Below are 15,546 nucleotides of genomic sequence, written 5' to 3'. Positions count from 1 at the left end.
ATCGGTACGGTTTCGCATGCCGGTCGTCCTTCCCTGGAGAAAACATGACTTTCCCCGTGAACGCGCTTTCGTCGGCGCTGCAACAGATGCAGTCGATGGCGGCGCAAGCGGCCGGCGGCAGCAATGCCATCGCCGACACATCCGGCGCGGCGACGCCCACCGGTTTTGCCTCGGCGCTGAAGGCGTCGCTGGACAAGATCAGCGGCGACCAGACCAAGGCGGTCGGCGAATCGCAGGCGTTCGAACTCGGCTCGTCGAACGTATCGTTGAACGACGTGATGGTCGACATGCAAAAGGCCAACGTGGGCTTCCAGTTCGGCCTGCAGGTGCGCAACAAGCTGGTGTCCGCCTATAACGACATCATGCAGATGTCGGTGTGAACGCGACTCGGGCGGCAAGGCTGTTCCGCCCGCCCGAACGCGTGCATGCCGTGCCGCCCTCGCGGCTCGCATCATCCGGCCCCTTAATCCTCCTTACACCGGCCTAAAGCTTTCCCGCTGCCTATCCGATAACCAGGTACAGGCAGAAATCGGGGTGCGGCAACGTGCCCGGATGGGGTGCCACGACCAACCGCAGTGCAAGAGAGGAGGAGCGCCGATGTTTTCCCCAGGACACTCTGGAGCCAATGCGTACGCACGCGTCGGCGTCGAGACAGGGGTGATGGGCGCGAGTCCGCATCGTCTGATCGTGATGTTGTATCAGGGCGCCCGGCAGGCGATCGCGCAGGCGCGCATGCATCTGCAGCAGGGCAATGTGCCGGCACGCGGAGAGGCGATCGGCAAGGCGATTCAGATCGTCGAAAGCGGGCTGCAGCAGTCGCTCAACGTCGAGGCGGGCGGTGAGATTGCGGAGCGGTTGAACGCGCTATATAGCTATATGTCGCGCCGGCTGCTCGAAGCCAACATAAAACAAAGCGAGGCGATGCTGGTCGAGGTGGATGGTCTTCTGGCCACACTCGAAGAGGCATGGATCGGGATTGCCCCGGAGATCGCGCGGATGGCAGCTCAGCCCGCCGCGGAAAGCATGAGATGACATCGAACGCAGAATACTTCGCCCGTTATGAGGCGATTGCAGCGATTTCCTGCCGCATGCTGATGGCTGCCCGGCGCGCACTGTGGAACGATCTGGTCCACTTGCAAGACGAATACCGCCATCTGGTGGACGGGTTGAAAGACGCTGAAACAGGGGTGAAGCTCGACGAGTCGGAGCGTCTGCGCAAATACGCGCTGATCCGCCAGATCCTCGCCGACGACGCTGCGATCCGCGATCTGGCGAACCCGCGCATGGCCAATCTGTCCGCGCTGTTCGCCGGACGGCCGACGCGCGTGCTCAAGGAGCTGTACGGAGCGCGCTGAGTTTTGCCGCGCGCGCCGAGAGGCGCCTCTATCCATCCGGCTGACTGACTTTATTTGAGCGCGACGCCGCCAATGTGACCAAGGAATCGGCATGAACGGGATCGACACGACTGTCGCTTCGGTGCTCGCGAGCCGGATCGATAGTCTGCTCAATATCGCGCCAGGGAGTGCGGCAGCGTCGCAAGCCGGCGCGGCGGGTGTCGAAACCGCGCCGACCATGCCGGCGCTCATTGAGACGCCCGCGCCGCAGCCTTCCGCCCAGACCGCGCTGTCCGCCGTCGCGCTGACGCTCAATGCGATCGTGCGCTCGGGCGGCGAGGCGACGCCCGCCGTGATCGGCCAGACGCCGATCTGGCCGGCTGCGCCGGCGCTCGATGTCGAAGTCGGCGCGTTGCCGCTGTTCGACACGTCCGCGGCTGCGACGGCTTCCAATGCTTCAACCGCCAATCCGAATGCCGCCGCAACCACGGCCACCGCCAATGTGGCGGCGGCCCAGGTACCGGTCGCGGCGCTCGCGGCCGCGCTCGAACAGACCGTCGGCGGCAGTGGCCTCTTTTACGAAGCGCATCTCGCGCAATGGCTGGCGGGTCAGCGTTCGCCTGCCTCGCTGGCGGGCGAAGCGCAAAACAAACTGGTCGCCGCTGCCGCGCAACTGCCGCTCGACTGGGCGAACGACGGCGGCGAGGCATCTCCCGCCAATCCGTCCGCCCGGCAAGGCATGGGCGCGGCGCCGAATGGTTCACCGAACGGCGGCGCGCCGGACGCAGGTGCCGCCGCTCGCGGGACGCCCTCGATTCCTAACGCGCAAGCCGCGCGTTTCGTAGCCGGCGAAGTGCTGGCCAGTTCCCTGTCCGACCTGAACGGCCAGCCCGCGCGTGCGAGCCTGCATAGCGCGGCGGCGCAAACCGTCGACGGCGGCGCCTCGCAGAATTCGCAGTCGATGGCGGCGGCGGTTCATCCCGCGACCGTGCCGTTGGTGCGTCAGCAGCTCGATCTGCTCGCGACCGGGCAGTTTCGCTGGACCGGCGAAGCGTGGCCGGGCGCCAAACTCGACTGGACCATCGAACAGGACGGCGACGAATGGGACCGCAGCGGCGGCGGCACGGCAAGCGAGGACGACCAGCCGTGGCGCACCCGCCTGACGCTGTCGCTGCCGACGCTCGGCACCGTCGACGCGGAATTGACGCTGACCGGCACGCGGCTCGTCGCGCGCGTGCAGGCGAGTCCCGGCGGCGCCGCGCGTCTCGCCATGCAGGGCGAGAGCTTCCGTCAGCGGCTCGCGGCGGCGGGCATCCAATTGAACGGGCTGACGATTCGCGAGATCGGCGGCGGCGCGCCCGCCACCGCTGCAACTGCCGCCGGCGCGGCGGCCGCTCAGGCGGCGGCGTCCGCGTATGCACGGTCGGCTTCGGCGGGTAGTTCGGCAGAGGCTGGCGGCGCGACCGGTTCGGCAGCGAACCGAACCACGGGCGTGCGCCGCACGGCGCGCGCCAGCCGCATGGAACCCGCGCCGCTCGACGATTTCGATTGGGACATGTGATGAGCCGCAAACATCGCCGCAGCGCGGCCGCGCTCGTCTACGACGCCCAAGGCAGCGATCCCACGCCGCGCGTGATCGCCAAAGGCTACGGCATGCTGGCCGAGATGATCGTGCAGCGGGCCAAGGAAGCCGGCCTGTACGTGCACGAAGCGCCCGAAATGGTCTCCCTGCTGATGCAGGTGGATCTCGACGCGCGGATTCCGCCCCAGCTTTATCAGGCGGTGGCGGAAATGCTCGCGTGGCTGCATCGGCTGGAAAGCGGCGCGGAGAACGAGCCGCCGCAAGCCGCGAATGCCGACGCGCAGGACGTCATCGACGTGGTGGCCACCGAAATCGAAGGTGGCCCGGCGGCGGCGCGCTGAGCGTCAGAACCGCATCATCAGTTTCAGCAGCGCATTCACCCGTTTGCCGTACGGCGGCGAAATCCATCCGCGGGCATTCAGACGCGCCTGCGTCAGCACCGGCTTCATCTTCGAGAAAGTCACGAAGCCTTCGTAGCCGTGATACGCGCCCATTCCGCTTGCCCCGACTCCGCCGAACGGCAGGCTTTCGCACGCCAGATGCATCAGCGTTTCGTTGATCGCCATGCCGCCGGCGATGGTTTCGTGCGTCACGCGGTCAATCGTGGCGGCGTCGTCGGCGTAGAGATACAGCGCGAGCGGACGCGGCCGGGCGTTGATCCACGCGATTGCGTCGTCGAGCGTGTCATACGGCACGACCGGCAGCAGTGGCCCGAAGATTTCCTCCTGCATCAGCGCGCATTCGTCCGGCGCGTTGGTGACGGCGATCAGCGGGAAGCGGCGGCTCGCCGCATCGGGCGAGCTGTCGGTGAGCGCGTGCAGTTGCGCGCCGGCGGCTTGGGCTTCGTCGGCGAGACGTTCGAGGCGCGCGAAGTGGCGCTCTGAAATGATCGAGGTGTAATCCGGGTTGCCGGCGAAGTCCGGATACATCTTCGCCATTCGCGCGCGCGCCCGTTCGACGAACGCCTGCTCCTTGCCGCGCGGCACCAGCACATAGTCCGGCGCGACGCAGGTTTGTCCCGCGTTGAGCGTCTTGCCGGCGACGAGGTTGTCGACCGCGTTGTCGAAGCGCGCGTGCGCGCCGATGATGGCCGGCGACTTGCCGCCCAGTTCGAGCGTGACCGGCGTCAGATGCTCGGCGGCGGCGCGCATCACTTCGTGGCCGACCTTGGTCGAGCCGGTGAACAGCAGATGGTCGAAGGGCTGCGCGCTGAACGCGGCGGCGAGCGCGGCGTCGCCGTTCACCACCGCGACGTGATCGCGCGCGAACGTCTGGCCGATCAACTGCTCGAACAGCGCCGAAGTGCGCGGCGTCAGTTCGGACATTTTGATGATCGCGCGATTGCCGGCGGTCAACGCGCTGACGAGCGGTCCGACCGCGAGCAGCACCGGATAATTCCACGGCACGATGATGCCGACCACGCCGAGCGGCTGCGGCACGACTTTCGCGCGCGCCGGCAGCAGCCATTTGTTGGTGCTGCGGCGCTGCGCTTTCATCCAGCGCTTGCCGTGTCTAAGCGCGCCGTCGATTTCCTCCTTCACCAGCAGGAATTCGGCGAGCAGCACTTCCTGTTTCGCGCGATTGCCGAAGTCGGCGTTCATCGCGTCGGCGAGCGCGTCGCGATTGTCGAGCATGACTTTGCGCAGCGTTTTCAGATGCGCGGCGCGCGTCTCCCACGATGGATACGGCGCGCGCAGATAAGCGTGGCGCTGGTCGCGCAGCAGCGCTGCGAGCGCGGCGACCTCTGGCAGATCGTTCTTCATGTGTCCACTCCCTGATGGATAGCGTTGCGCGTCGAGTCGCGCTTTTATTGGATTTACTGATGCTGCTTCCCGGCGTGCCTGAAGCGTATGTGCCGAACGTCAGGCAGGAAAAGCTCTTTCGATGATCGCCGCATGATCGAACGTGGCTGGCAGCGTGCCGTACACACGACCGCTCTCGCCGCAGCCGTCGGCAAGACGCGTGGCAATGAATGCCTCGGCGACTTCTGCGGGCGCATGTTTGAGCAGCAAGGTCGCCTGCGCGATCAGCACGACCTGTTGCGCGATCCGCCGCGCCGAGGCCTCGCGATGCTCGGCCGGCCCGTTGAGCGTGGCGGCGAGTTTGCCGAGCGCGGCGCTCAATGCCGGATGCGCTTGCGCGTCCGCTTGCCATGCGGCGAACAACGCCTGCGCCGCTTCCGGCTCACGCTCCATCGCGCGCAGCACATCGAGGCACATCACGTTGCCGGACCCTTCCCAGATCGAATTCACCGGCGCTTCACGATAGAAGCGCGCCATCGGACCGGTTTCGACGTAGCCGTTGCCGCCCCAGACTTCCATCGCCTCGCCGGTGAATTCCAGCGCGCGCTTGCAGACCCAGTACTTCGCCGCGGGCGTGACGATGCGGCGCCACGCGCGCTCGGCAAGCGAGGTGGAGGCGGCGTCGGTGGACTCTTCGAAAGCACGCGCGAGACGCATGAACAGCACCGTCGCCGCTTCCGATTCCAGAGCCAGGTCGGCGAGCACGTTACGCATCAGCGGCTGATCGGCGAGATGCCGTCCGAACGCGCTGCGATGACGCGCATGGTGGATCGCCTGCACAAGCGCCGCGCGCATCAAGGCCGCGCTGCCGATCACGCAATCGAGCCGCGTGTAATTCGCCATTTCGATGATGGTCGGCACGCCGCGTCCTTCGTCGCCGATCATGATGCCGAACGCGTCGAGGAATTCGACTTCGCTGCTCGCATTCGAGCGATTGCCGAGCTTGTCTTTCAGGCGCTGGATCTGCACGTTGTTCTTGCGGCCGTCCGGCGCGAAGCGCGGCACGTAGAAGCACGAGAGGCCTTCGTGTTCGTCCGTGCGGCCGAGCACGAGATGCGCGTCGCATTGCGGCGCGGAGAAAAACCATTTGTGTCCGACCAGTCGATAGGCGGCGCCGCGGCCGCTGCCGGCGGTGGAGTAGGCGCGGGTCTGATTGCTGCGCACGTCCGAGCCGCCTTGCTTTTCGGTCATGCCCATGCCGATCATCGCGGAGGTTTTCTGCTTGAGCGGCACGTCGCGCGGATCGTGCTCGCGCGCGTAGAGCTTGTCGCGCAACGTCGCGAATAACGCGGGTTCGCGTTGCAGCACGGGGATGCTCGCGAAGGTCATGGTCAGCGGGCAGAGCGAGCCGGATTCGATTTGCGCATGCAGGAAGTAACCGGCGCAGCGCGCCACCATCGCGCCGCGTTGCGGATCGGAAAACGGCAGCGCGTGGAGACCTTCGCCACGCAGCAGCGAGAGCAGCGTATGCCACGAAGGATGAAACTCCAGCGCGTCGATGCGCTCGCCGCGCGGACTATGCGTGAATAGTTCAGGCGAATGGCGGTTGGCCAGTTCGGCGAGCGCCAGCGTGTCCGGCGTGGTGAGCGCCGCACCGTGCCGCAACAGCGCGCCGCGATGCCACCCGGCGCCGTCGCGTTCGAGGGCGGCCGACAACGCGGCGTCACTGGAAAACAGGTTGTAGTCCGCTAGCGGCGGAACCTGATTGGTCACCTCGTGAGTCTGGCCGAAGCTGTGCCGTTCCATCTGCTGTCTCCATTCAACGCATGCTCGCCGGCGTCGGTCGGTGCTGCGCTGTTTGATCGCCGCGTGCCGTGCCGCGCGCTGAGAGGACGGCGCATACGGCGCCGTGTTTGAATGCTGTGCGCGGCCGCCCGGCGGGCGCCAGCGCGTCTTTCATCATAGGGTCGCGACGCCCGTTCCGTTTAGAGGAATCGCTCTGACGCGAAGCCGCCGCGCCATCCGAACGCTCCCTACAATGCCAATGAAACACACGTAGACAAGTGTGCACGAGACAAGGGTGCGCGAGCAACGCGAGCCCATCAGGAGGAGCGGATGCAATACGACTACATCATCGTCGGCGCCGGCTCGGGCGGTTGTGCGCTGGCGAGCCGTCTTGCGGATAGCTGCCCGGACGCGACGATCGCCCTGATCGAAGCCGGCCCGCACACGGATCGCAATCTGTTCGTCAACATGCCTGTGGGCGTGGCGGCCGTGGTGCCGCACAAACTCAAGACCAATTACGGTTATCTGACCACGCCGCAGCCGGGGCTCGCCGGACGGCAAGGGTATCAGCCGCGCGGGCGCGGCTTCGGTGGATCGAGCGCGATCAACGCGATGATCTATACGCGCGGCCATCCGCTCGATTACGACGAATGGGCGGAACTGGGCTGCGAAGGCTGGTCGTGGTCGGAGGTGCTGCCGTATTTCCGCCGCGCCGAAGGCAACCAGCGCGGCGCCGATGCATGGCATGGCGACAGCGGCCCACTCACCGTCTCCGATCTGCGCTATCAGAATCCGTTTTCGCGGCGTTTCGTGCAGGCGGCGATGGAAGCCGGATACAAGCCGAATAGCGACTTCAACGGCGCGGACCAGGAAGGGATCGGCTTCTATCAGGTGACGCAGCGCGACGGACGCCGTTGCAGCGTGGCGCGCGCCTATATCTACGACCGCGAGCGTCCCAACCTGCACACGATCGCCGACGCAACGGTGCTGCGCGTGGCCTTCAACGGCAAGCGCGCGAGCGGCGTGGAGATCGTGCGCGGCGGCCGCACGGAAACGCTCGAAGCACGCGCGGAGGTGGTGCTCGCCGCTGGCGCATTCAATTCGCCGCAACTGCTGATGTGCTCGGGCATCGGACCGGCGGCGCATCTGCAGTCGCTTGGCATTGCCGTGCTGCACGACGCGCCGGAGGTCGGCCAGAACCTGATCGACCACATCGATTTCACGATCAACAAACGGGTTTCGTCGATCGAACCGACTGGGTTTTCGATTCGAGGCATCGCGCGGATGCTGCCGCAATTCGTCACTTTCATGCGCCACGGGCGCGGCATGCTGTCGAGCAATGTCGCCGAGGCGGGCGGTTTTCTGAAGAGCAATCCGACGCTCGACCGGCCGGATGTGCAACTGCATTTCTGTGCGGCCATCGTCGACGATCACAACCGTCACATGCATTGGGGCCACGGTTATTCGCTGCATGTGTGCGTATTGCGCCCGCACAGCCGCGGTACGGTGACGCTGGCAAGCGCCGATGCGCGCACCGCACCGGTGATCGACCCGCGCTTTTTCAGCGACCCGCGCGATCTCGATCTGCTGGTGGACGGCGCACGGATGGCGCGGCGCATTCTCGATGCGCCTTCGCTCGCGTTGCATGGCGGCAGCGAGTTGTACACGCATCCCGGGCAGTCGGACGCGGAGTTGCGTCGCACGATCGCCGAGCATGCCGACACGATCTATCACCCGGTGGCGACTTGCCGGATGGGCGGCGACGCACGCTCGGTGGTCGATCCGCAATTGCGGGTGCGAGGCGTCACGGGGCTGCGGGTCGTCGATGCTTCGGTGATGCCCACGCTGATCGGCGGCAACACCAATTCGCCGACGGTGATGATCGGCGAGCGCGCGGCCGAGCTGATCGCGGCGGCGCGTCGCGAGTCGCAAGCGGAACTGAAAATGGCGTCGATCAGCAGAGCTGGCGTGGCGACGAACACCGGCTGAGTTTCCGGCGATAGTTCAGATAATGCTGCTAAATATGAGACAACCTGGGCGAACGTCTGCCAATTCGTCATAATTTGTGCCACTTCGTTTATGAGATTTCCCGAAACCTATAATCGCGCCGCAAAAAGGAGCGCGTCAGGTGACGCGTTCGGGAACTCTAGGAAGCGAAGCGATGAGCATCAACGCAATTCAATTGATTCAGTCCGCCATGACGGACGGTGTCGTGCGGCAGCTAGCGGGGCGCTTCGGGCTGCCGCCGGACGCGACTCAAAAGGTGCTGGCCACCACGGCGCCGGCACTCGTCGCCGGCCTGATGCAAAAGGGCGCGACGCTTGACGGCGCGCGTTCGCTTTTCGCTACGATCCTCTCGCCGGAAGTGAACGGCCATATCGCCGAACAGCTGCCACACCTGATCGGCAGCACGAACGGCGTAAGCCAACTGGAAATGGCCGGGCGGCAGTTGCTCGAACGCGCACTGGACCGCCGCGTCGACGCACTGAGCGATGAGGTCGCCTCGCAAACCGGGGTGCCGGCGCACGCCACGCATGCCATGACGGGCATCGTCGGTGCAACCCTGCTCGGCTTGCTGAAGCGGCATTGTCTCGAAGGTCAGGGCAACGCCGGTCAGTTGCCGACGTTGCTGGGCCATCAACTGCCGCTCATTACGCCTTATCTGAACGATCGCCTGATGGCCGCGCTCGGCCTGAGCGGGCTCGGCGCGTTTGCCGGCAACATTCTGGCGCAGTTGAAGGCCGTTTCGTCGCATATCGATCATCCGACGCCCGCGGCCAAACCGGTGGCCGACGCGTTGTCGAACATCCACGTGCCGGTGGGCGCCGTGGTGCGCGAAGAGCGCCGCTCGCACACGTGGCTGTGGTGGCTGCTCGCGGTCGTCGCGGCGGTGCTGGCTTTTCTGTTTCTGCGCGGCTGCCAAAGCCAGCAGAGCGTCAGCCGCGCTGACGGGCACAGCAGTTCCGAAGCAGCGGTCACCGCGCAGCCGGCTTCGGCGCCGGTTCAGGCTTCGGCCGCTTTGGCCGCCGCCAGCGACGCAGCGGCGTTGGCGTCGGAAGCCAGCGCAGTGACGCCCGCGAGCTCAGCAAGCGGCGCAAGCGACGCGCAGCAACCGGCCGCCGCACCCGCGCCGACCCAGGACAGCCAGCTCAGCTTAACCGTCGACACCGCCGGCAAACCGACGCTCACCGCTACGGTCGGCAGTGAAGCCGAAAAAAATCAACTGATGGATGAGTTGACCAAGCGCCTCGGTCAATACAACTTCGTGCCGAACATCACGGTCGATCCGGCCACGAAGCCGGCCGACTGGCTGGTCCATTTCGACGGCCTGTTGCCGCTGCTGTCGCTGCCCGGCGCGGAAGTGAAAGTGGTCGGCACGCACATCGAACTGAGCGGCCCCGCAGCGGACAAGAAGCTCGGCTGGCTCGACAAGCTGAAATCGCTGTTCGGCGCGTCGTATCAGATCGGTTCGTTCGACGTCGCGCACGCTGTCGCCGATGCCAACGAGAGCTTCCGCAGCGCGATCAAGAGCCTGCTCTCGCCGGATAGCTCGTGCGTGACCGCAGACGTGGTCAAGGTGCTGAACCTGCAGGTGATCAACTTCGCAAGCGCCAGCGCGCATGTGCCGACCTCGGCGGTGGAAGATCTGAACCAGTCGGCGCGCGTGCTGAACGCCTGCGCAGGCAACGGCAAGACGGCACGGCTGGAAGTGGCGGGCTATTCGGACAACGTGGGCGGCGAACAAGCCAATCTGCAATTGTCGAAACAACGTGCCGAAGCGGTGCGCGCCTATCTCGTCAAGACGGGCGTGCCGGCTGATTCGCTGATCGCACAAGGCTACGGGCAGGTGCGTCCGGTCGCAAGCAACGACACGGCGAGCGGCCGCTTCGCCAACCGCCGCATCGAGTTCGTCGCACAACAACAGTAAGCACGGCCGGAACGAGCGTGCGAGACATGCCGCCCGGTTCACGCCGGGCGGCATCGTGTCATTTGGCCGGCGGCGTCGGAAACGGCGTCGTGATGCCGCTCACGCCAATGCCCGGCCCGAGCATGAAATCGTCGCCGGCCTGGCCGGGCAACGCCTCACGGGCGACCTCGAGCCACGCGCGCGCGGCGTGCGACAGATAACCATTGCGGCGCCAGCCGATTGCCATTTCCCACGGAATCTCCGGTTCCACCACCGGCCGGCAGGTGAACTGCGCAGGGTCGAGATGCCGACAATACGGCGCCGGCAACAGCGCGATGCCGACACCGGCCAAAACCAGCGCCGCCATGAAATCCCAATGCCCGCTGCGCCCGACGATGGTCGGCGCAAAGCCGGCGGTACGGCACGCGTTCAGCACGACATCATTGAGCGCGAGACTTTCGCCGTAGAACACGAACGGCTCGTGGGCGAGTTGCGCGAGCGGCACTTCGTGCAGATCGTCCCAGTTAGAGCCGGTGCGCGCGACCAACCACAGCAGTTGACGCGTCATGGGCAGCACGTCGATATTTTCCGGGTCGACCGGTTGCAACACGCCGCCCAATTCCAGTTCACCGTTGATCAGCGCCGTCTCGATGGCGCGTGAGCCCTGCTCGAACAGCTTCAATTCGATTTTCGGATAGCGCTGGCGAAACGCGGCGATGGCCGGTGTGAAGAGCGAACCGCCCATGGGCGGAATGCCGATGGTGAGCTCGCCGTGGCCGAGCGTGCCGAGATCGTTCAATTCGGCCTGCAATTGCGCGTGCGCCGCCAGTACGTCCTGGCCGCGTTGGTAGACGATCCGGCCGGCGTCGGTCAACACCATCTGGCGCCCGTCGCGCAACAACAGCGGGGAGCCGATTTCATCCTCCAGTGACTTGACCATCTTGCTGATGGTCGGCTGCGTGACGAACATCTGCTCGGCGGCGACGGTGAAACTCTGCTGACGCACCACTTCGACGAAATACCGCAGCGCACGTAGTTCCACGATCTCAGACTCCGGAATTCCAAATTGGAATGATCTGGACGATTGTAAGTCATGGTGTTTATGTTGAGCGCAACCTATGGGATTGCGCGGACCGACGGTGTCACTGTGGGCAGCGCGGTCGAAGTGTCCGCGTCGGCGACTGCCGACCTGGGGACGCCACATCCATTTCAAGATGGACAGGGCCGCAAGCGGAATAACATCTGCGGATCTCCACCGACGACCCGACAATCGCACCCGTTCATCATGACGCCCATCTCCATCATCATTCCCTGCTACAACGGCGCAGCGACGCTCGCGCGTGCTTTGCAAAGTTGCCGGATCCAGCCTGAGGCCACGCAGATCATTGTGGTGGACGACGGCTCGGCCGATGCCTCCGCGGACATCGTGGCCCAATTCGGCCGCCTCGACGCGCGCGTCGGTCTGCTGCGAATGCCCTATAACGGCGGTGCGGCGCGAGCGCGCAACTGGGGCGCGTTGCATGCGTCGCACGATCTGATCGCCTTCCTCGACGCCGACGACGAATATCTGCCCGGTGCCCTCGCCGCCGCGAGCGCGTTCCTCGCGCAAAACCCGAAGGAAGTGTCCGTGCGGCTCGACGTCGAATACGCGGATTTTCCGCGCGACCTCACGGCTCACCCTGACTTCGCCGCGCACGCTGCGACGCTCAGCAATACGGTGCCGAGCGGCCTGTTCATTCGCCGCGCGGTCTATCTCGCGCTCGGCGGCTTTCCGATGGACGATGCGTTTCGCCGTATCGGCGGCGAAGACGGTGCGTTTTCGTGGGCGCTGCGCGAGATTTTCGGCAACAAGCGGCTGAACGACGTGAAGCGCGTGCGGATGCATTATCACGCGGGCATTCACGCCGAACGCTACTTCCGTATCGCGCTCGGACTGCAGATTCCGGATCCCGCCGATGTCGCCGAAGCGTTCCGCGTTTCCCGGCAGTGCCTCGATACCGCGCGCGCCGGCATCGCGCAATTGCGCACGGCGAACGTGACGGCCGAGGCCGCCGCGTCGTAGGCCGCGCGGCATCTATCGCGTCGGCTTTGCGCATACACGAAACACAAGAAAACACGCGCGCCCCGAAGCCATCTCGATTTGCTACAATCGCCGTTCGTCTCCGAGGAGCGTTGCGACGGGTACCGCGAATCAGCATATTCGCCGGCCGCCCGCCAGGCTCGGAGACTTCAATCGGAGGGCTCGGATGCGCCTAGCGCTTTCCCATCCACCGCATCGAACCGCGCTCACGTCAAATTTCTAGTCACTACTTAGAAAGGAGGGCGTGATGAACGCCGCAGTTATCGATTCCAAAAATTCCCAGGATTTCGTTGTTGCCGACATGTCGCTTGCCGACTGGGGCCGCAAGGAACTCAACATCGCCGAGACGGAAATGCCCGGTCTCGTGCAGACGCGCGAAGAGTACAAGGCGCAGCAGCCGCTGAAGGGCGCGCGCATCGCAGGTTCGCTGCACATGACGATCCAGACCGGCGTGCTGATCGAGACGCTGACGGCGCTCGGCGCCGATGTGCGCTGGGCATCGTGCAACATCTTCTCGACGCAAGACCACGCCGCTGCGGCGATCGCCAAGGCCGGCACGCCGGTGTTCGCGTTCAAGGGCGAGTCGCTCGACGAATACTGGGAATTCTCGCACCGCATTTTCGAATGGCCGAACGGCGAATTCGCCAACATGATCCTCGACGACGGCGGCGACGCCACGTTGCTGCTGATCCTCGGCTCGAAGGCCGAGAAAGACCGCTCGGTGATCTCGAAGCCGACCAACGAGGAAGAAGTCGCGCTGTACAAGTCGATCGCTTCGCACCTCGACGCCGACCCGACGTGGTACTCCACGCGCCTCGCGCACATCCAGGGCGTGACGGAAGAAACCACGACCGGCGTGCACCGTCTGTATCAGATGGAAAAAGAAGGCCGCCTGCCGTTCCCGGCGATCAACGTCAACGACTCGGTCACCAAGTCGAAATTCGACAACCTGTACGGCTGCCGTGAGTCGCTGGTCGACGGTATCAAACGCGCAACTGACGTGATGATCGCGGGCAAGATCGCCGTGGTTGCCGGTTACGGCGACGTGGGCAAGGGCTGCGCGCAATCGCTGCGCGGTCTGGGCGCGACCGTGTGGGTCACCGAAATCGATCCGATCTGCGCGCTGCAGGCGGCGATGGAAGGCTACCGCGTCGTGACGATGGAATACGCGGCCGACAAGGCCGACATCTTCGTGACGGCAACCGGCAACTATCACGTGATCGGCCACGACCACATGAAGGCGATGCGTCACAACGCGATCGTCTGCAACATCGGTCACTTCGACTCGGAAATCGACGTGGCGTCGACCCGTCAGTACGAGTGGGACAACATCAAGCCGCAGGTCGACCACATCATTTTCCCGGACGGCAAGCGCGTGATCCTGCTGGCTGAAGGCCGCCTCGTGAACCTGGGTTGCGCGACGGGCCACCCGTCGTTCGTGATGTCGAATTCGTTCACGAACCAGACGCTCGCGCAGATCGAACTGTTCACGCAAGGCAAGAAGTACGAGAACAAGGTGTACGTGTTGCCGAAGCATCTGGACGAAAAGGTCGCACGCCTGCATCTGGCGCGCATCGGCGCGAATCTGACCGTGCTGTCGGACGATCAGGCCGGCTACATCGGCGTCGACAAGAACGGTCCGTTCAAGCCGAACCACTACCGCTATTAAGCGCGCCGCGTGCGGTTTGACAGCATGACAGTTTGACGACAGGGCGGCGCATCATGCGCCGCTTTGTTTGCCATGCCGCCTCCCGCTCCCTGTTACGCGCTTTTTCCCGCTATCGGACATCCTGCCAAAGGAGCTCTACATGACCGTGCTGCTGACCTGGCTGATCAACGCGCTTGCGCTCCTGATCATCACCTACCTCGTTCCGTCGATTCATATCCGCAGTTTCGGCACCGCATTGATCGTCGCGGTGGTGCTCGGGTTGATCAACACGATCCTGCGGCCGCTGCTGATCCTCTTGACGCTGCCCGTCACGATTCTCACGCTCGGACTCTTCATTCTGGTCGTCAATGCGCTGTGCTTCTGGCTGTGCGCGTCGCTCCTGAAGGGGTTCGAAGTGTCGGGTTTCTGGTCGGCGTTCTTCGGCTCGATCCTGTACAGCATCGTTTCATGGCTCCTGTCCGCGCTTATTTTCGGCAACCGCAGTCTCGGTTGACCCACTGAATCATGAACCCGATCGAACTATCATTCGAATTCTTCCCGCCGAAAACGCAGGAAGGCGTCGACAAGCTGCGCGCCACGCGCGCCCAGCTCGCCACGCTCAAGCCCAAGTTCGTGTCCGTCACGTTCGGCGCCGGCGGCTCGACGCAACAGGGCACGCTCGATACCGTCGTCGATATGGCGAAGGAAGGGCTCGAAGCGGCGCCGCACGTGTCGTGCATCGGCTCGTCGAAAGAGAGCCTGCGCGCGATCCTCAACGAGTACCGCGCGCATGGCATTCGGCATATCGTCGCGCTGCGCGGCGATCTGCCGTCCGGCATGGGCGAGGTCGGCGAGCTGCGTTACGCGTCGGAACTGGTGAGCTTCATCCGCGCCGAGTTCGGCGACTGGTTCTGGATCGAGGTGGCCGGCTACCCGGAATACCACCCGCAGTCGCGCTCGCCGCGTCACGATCTGGACAACTTTGCCCGCAAGGTGAAAGCCGGCGCCAATTCGGCGATCACGCAGTACTTCTTCAACGCGGACGCGTACTTCCGTTTCGTCGATGACGCGAGGAAGCTCGGCGTGGATGTGCCGATCGTGCCGGGCATCATGCCGATCACGAACTTCTCGCAACTGATGCGTTTCTCGGAGATGTGCGGCGCTGAAGTGCCGCGCTGGATCGCGCGCCGGCTGGAAAGCTTCGGCGACGACCGCGAGTCGATTCGCGCGTTCGGGCTGGATGTGGTGACGGACCTGTGCGGGCGTCTGATCGACGCCAAAGTGCCGGGTCTGCACTTCTACACGCTGAACGGCGCCGCGGCGACCAAAGCGATCTGCGAACGGTTGGCCGTTTAAGGCCGAATCACGTTGTTGAGACGAAACCGCGCGGCTCATTCGGTCGCGCGGTTTTTTTCGCGCGGCGAATGGACGCCACAAATGGCGCGGAACGGGCGCCGGGGCTTGCGCG

Annotated in this window: 14 protein-coding genes and 1 riboswitch; of the genes, 11 read left to right on the top strand and 3 right to left on the bottom strand. The window is 64.9% G+C overall.

Translation table 11 applies throughout. From position 1 onward, the window contains the following. Nucleotides 1-44: 44 nt before the first annotated feature. From fliE to PQR32_RS28470, 5 genes are all read left to right on the top strand, one after another. Nucleotides 45-380 (top strand): flagellar hook-basal body complex protein FliE, encoded by a 336-nt coding sequence (fliE, locus tag PQR32_RS28490; protein WP_408207230.1) that lies wholly within the window; start codon nucleotides 45-47, stop codon nucleotides 378-380. 217 nt (nucleotides 381-597) lie between these two features. Beyond that, a complete protein-coding gene (gene fliS / locus PQR32_RS28485) occupies nucleotides 598-1,032 on the top strand; it encodes a flagellar export chaperone FliS (RefSeq protein WP_168795514.1) in 435 nt (144 codons plus the stop codon). Continuing rightward, on the top strand, nucleotides 1,029-1,355 hold the full coding sequence (locus PQR32_RS28480; protein ID WP_132376621.1) for a flagellar protein FliT: 327 nt from the start codon (nucleotides 1,029-1,031) through the stop codon (nucleotides 1,353-1,355). Before fliS ends, PQR32_RS28480 begins: the two co-directional genes overlap by 4 nt. Nucleotides 1,356-1,446: 91 nt before the next feature. Beyond that, a complete protein-coding gene (gene fliK / locus PQR32_RS28475) occupies nucleotides 1,447-2,895 on the top strand; it encodes a flagellar hook-length control protein FliK (RefSeq protein ID WP_408234819.1) in 1,449 nt (482 codons plus the stop codon). Next, nucleotides 2,895-3,257 (top strand): EscU/YscU/HrcU family type III secretion system export apparatus switch protein, encoded by a 363-nt coding sequence (locus PQR32_RS28470; protein WP_408234816.1) that lies wholly within the window; start codon nucleotides 2,895-2,897, stop codon nucleotides 3,255-3,257. Before fliK ends, PQR32_RS28470 begins: the two co-directional genes overlap by 1 nt. A gap of 3 nt (nucleotides 3,258-3,260) precedes the next feature. Here the strand turns inward: PQR32_RS28470 and PQR32_RS28465 are convergent, their stop codons facing one another. Together PQR32_RS28465 and PQR32_RS28460 are read right to left on the bottom strand one after the other, a co-directional pair. Then, a complete protein-coding gene (locus tag PQR32_RS28465; RefSeq protein WP_408234813.1) occupies nucleotides 3,261-4,679 on the bottom strand; it encodes a coniferyl aldehyde dehydrogenase in 1,419 nt (472 codons plus the stop codon). 99 nt (nucleotides 4,680-4,778) lie between these two features. Continuing rightward, nucleotides 4,779-6,464, bottom strand: a complete 1,686-nt coding sequence (locus PQR32_RS28460) for an isovaleryl-CoA dehydrogenase (protein WP_408234810.1) — start codon at nucleotides 6,462-6,464, stop codon at nucleotides 4,779-4,781. Between the two features lie 309 nt (nucleotides 6,465-6,773). Here PQR32_RS28460 and PQR32_RS28455 point away from each other — a divergent pair, with 309 nt between their 5' ends. Together PQR32_RS28455 and PQR32_RS28450 are read left to right on the top strand one after the other, a co-directional pair. After that, entirely contained in the window at nucleotides 6,774-8,432 is a 1,659-nt protein-coding gene (locus tag PQR32_RS28455; RefSeq protein ID WP_408234807.1) for a GMC family oxidoreductase, read from the top strand. Nucleotides 8,433-8,604: 172 nt separating this feature from the next. Continuing rightward, nucleotides 8,605-10,371, top strand: coding sequence for an OmpA family protein (locus tag PQR32_RS28450; protein WP_408234804.1), 1,767 nt, complete (start codon nucleotides 8,605-8,607; stop codon nucleotides 10,369-10,371). A gap of 58 nt (nucleotides 10,372-10,429) precedes the next feature. On the opposite strand, the gene PQR32_RS28445 is transcribed toward PQR32_RS28450, so the two are convergent. Then, nucleotides 10,430-11,392: a LysR family transcriptional regulator gene (locus PQR32_RS28445; protein WP_408234801.1), complete on the bottom strand. Its 963-nt coding sequence runs from the start codon at nucleotides 11,390-11,392 to the stop codon at nucleotides 10,430-10,432. Nucleotides 11,393-11,635: 243 nt separating this feature from the next. Between PQR32_RS28445 and PQR32_RS28440 the strand changes: the two genes are divergently transcribed. From PQR32_RS28440 to metF, 4 genes are all read left to right on the top strand, one after another. Beyond that, complete coding sequence (locus PQR32_RS28440) at nucleotides 11,636-12,412, top strand: glycosyltransferase family 2 protein (protein WP_408234798.1); 777 nt, start codon at nucleotides 11,636-11,638, stop codon at nucleotides 12,410-12,412. A gap of 96 nt (nucleotides 12,413-12,508) precedes the next feature. Further along, nucleotides 12,509-12,645: riboswitch (S-adenosyl-L-homocysteine riboswitch) on the top strand. Between the two features lie 32 nt (nucleotides 12,646-12,677). After that, entirely contained in the window at nucleotides 12,678-14,099 is a 1,422-nt protein-coding gene (gene ahcY / locus PQR32_RS28435; RefSeq protein ID WP_106284834.1) for an adenosylhomocysteinase, read from the top strand. Nucleotides 14,100-14,238: 139 nt separating this feature from the next. Beyond that, nucleotides 14,239-14,592, top strand: coding sequence for a phage holin family protein (locus PQR32_RS28430; RefSeq protein ID WP_132376630.1), 354 nt, complete (start codon nucleotides 14,239-14,241; stop codon nucleotides 14,590-14,592). 11 nt (nucleotides 14,593-14,603) lie between these two features. After that, nucleotides 14,604-15,434: a methylenetetrahydrofolate reductase [NAD(P)H] gene (gene metF / locus PQR32_RS28425; protein ID WP_408234795.1), complete on the top strand. Its 831-nt coding sequence runs from the start codon at nucleotides 14,604-14,606 to the stop codon at nucleotides 15,432-15,434. Nucleotides 15,435-15,546 lie beyond the last annotated feature (112 nt).

This window comes from Paraburkholderia dipogonis, assembly GCF_046027395.1.
Taxonomy (GTDB): Bacteria; Pseudomonadota; Gammaproteobacteria; order Burkholderiales; family Burkholderiaceae; genus Paraburkholderia; species Paraburkholderia dipogonis_A.
Note: the sequence above shows the minus strand (reverse complement) of the source record. Positions and strands in the feature narration are given on the sequence as shown.

Excerpts from the sequence above, each read along its gene's own strand:
- PQR32_RS28430 (WP_132376630.1), top strand. The coding sequence starts at position 14,239 with ATGACCGTGCTGCTGACCTGGCTGATCAACGCGCTTGCGCTCCTGATC.
- PQR32_RS28465 (WP_408234813.1), bottom strand. The coding sequence starts at position 4,679 with ATGAAGAACGATCTGCCAGAGGTCGCCGCGCTCGCAGCGCTGCTGCGC.
- PQR32_RS28470 (WP_408234816.1), top strand. The coding sequence starts at position 2,895 with ATGAGCCGCAAACATCGCCGCAGCGCGGCCGCGCTCGTCTACGACGCC.
- PQR32_RS28450 (WP_408234804.1), top strand. The coding sequence starts at position 8,605 with ATGAGCATCAACGCAATTCAATTGATTCAGTCCGCCATGACGGACGGT.
- PQR32_RS28460 (WP_408234810.1), bottom strand. The coding sequence starts at position 6,464 with ATGGAACGGCACAGCTTCGGCCAGACTCACGAGGTGACCAATCAGGTT.
- fliK (WP_408234819.1), top strand. The coding sequence starts at position 1,447 with ATGAACGGGATCGACACGACTGTCGCTTCGGTGCTCGCGAGCCGGATC.
- fliS (WP_168795514.1), top strand. The coding sequence starts at position 598 with ATGTTTTCCCCAGGACACTCTGGAGCCAATGCGTACGCACGCGTCGGC.
- fliE (WP_408207230.1), top strand. The coding sequence starts at position 45 with ATGACTTTCCCCGTGAACGCGCTTTCGTCGGCGCTGCAACAGATGCAG.
- metF (WP_408234795.1), top strand. The coding sequence starts at position 14,604 with ATGAACCCGATCGAACTATCATTCGAATTCTTCCCGCCGAAAACGCAG.
- PQR32_RS28480 (WP_132376621.1), top strand. The coding sequence starts at position 1,029 with ATGACATCGAACGCAGAATACTTCGCCCGTTATGAGGCGATTGCAGCG.
- ahcY (WP_106284834.1), top strand. The coding sequence starts at position 12,678 with ATGAACGCCGCAGTTATCGATTCCAAAAATTCCCAGGATTTCGTTGTT.
- PQR32_RS28455 (WP_408234807.1), top strand. The coding sequence starts at position 6,774 with ATGCAATACGACTACATCATCGTCGGCGCCGGCTCGGGCGGTTGTGCG.
- PQR32_RS28440 (WP_408234798.1), top strand. The coding sequence starts at position 11,636 with ATGACGCCCATCTCCATCATCATTCCCTGCTACAACGGCGCAGCGACG.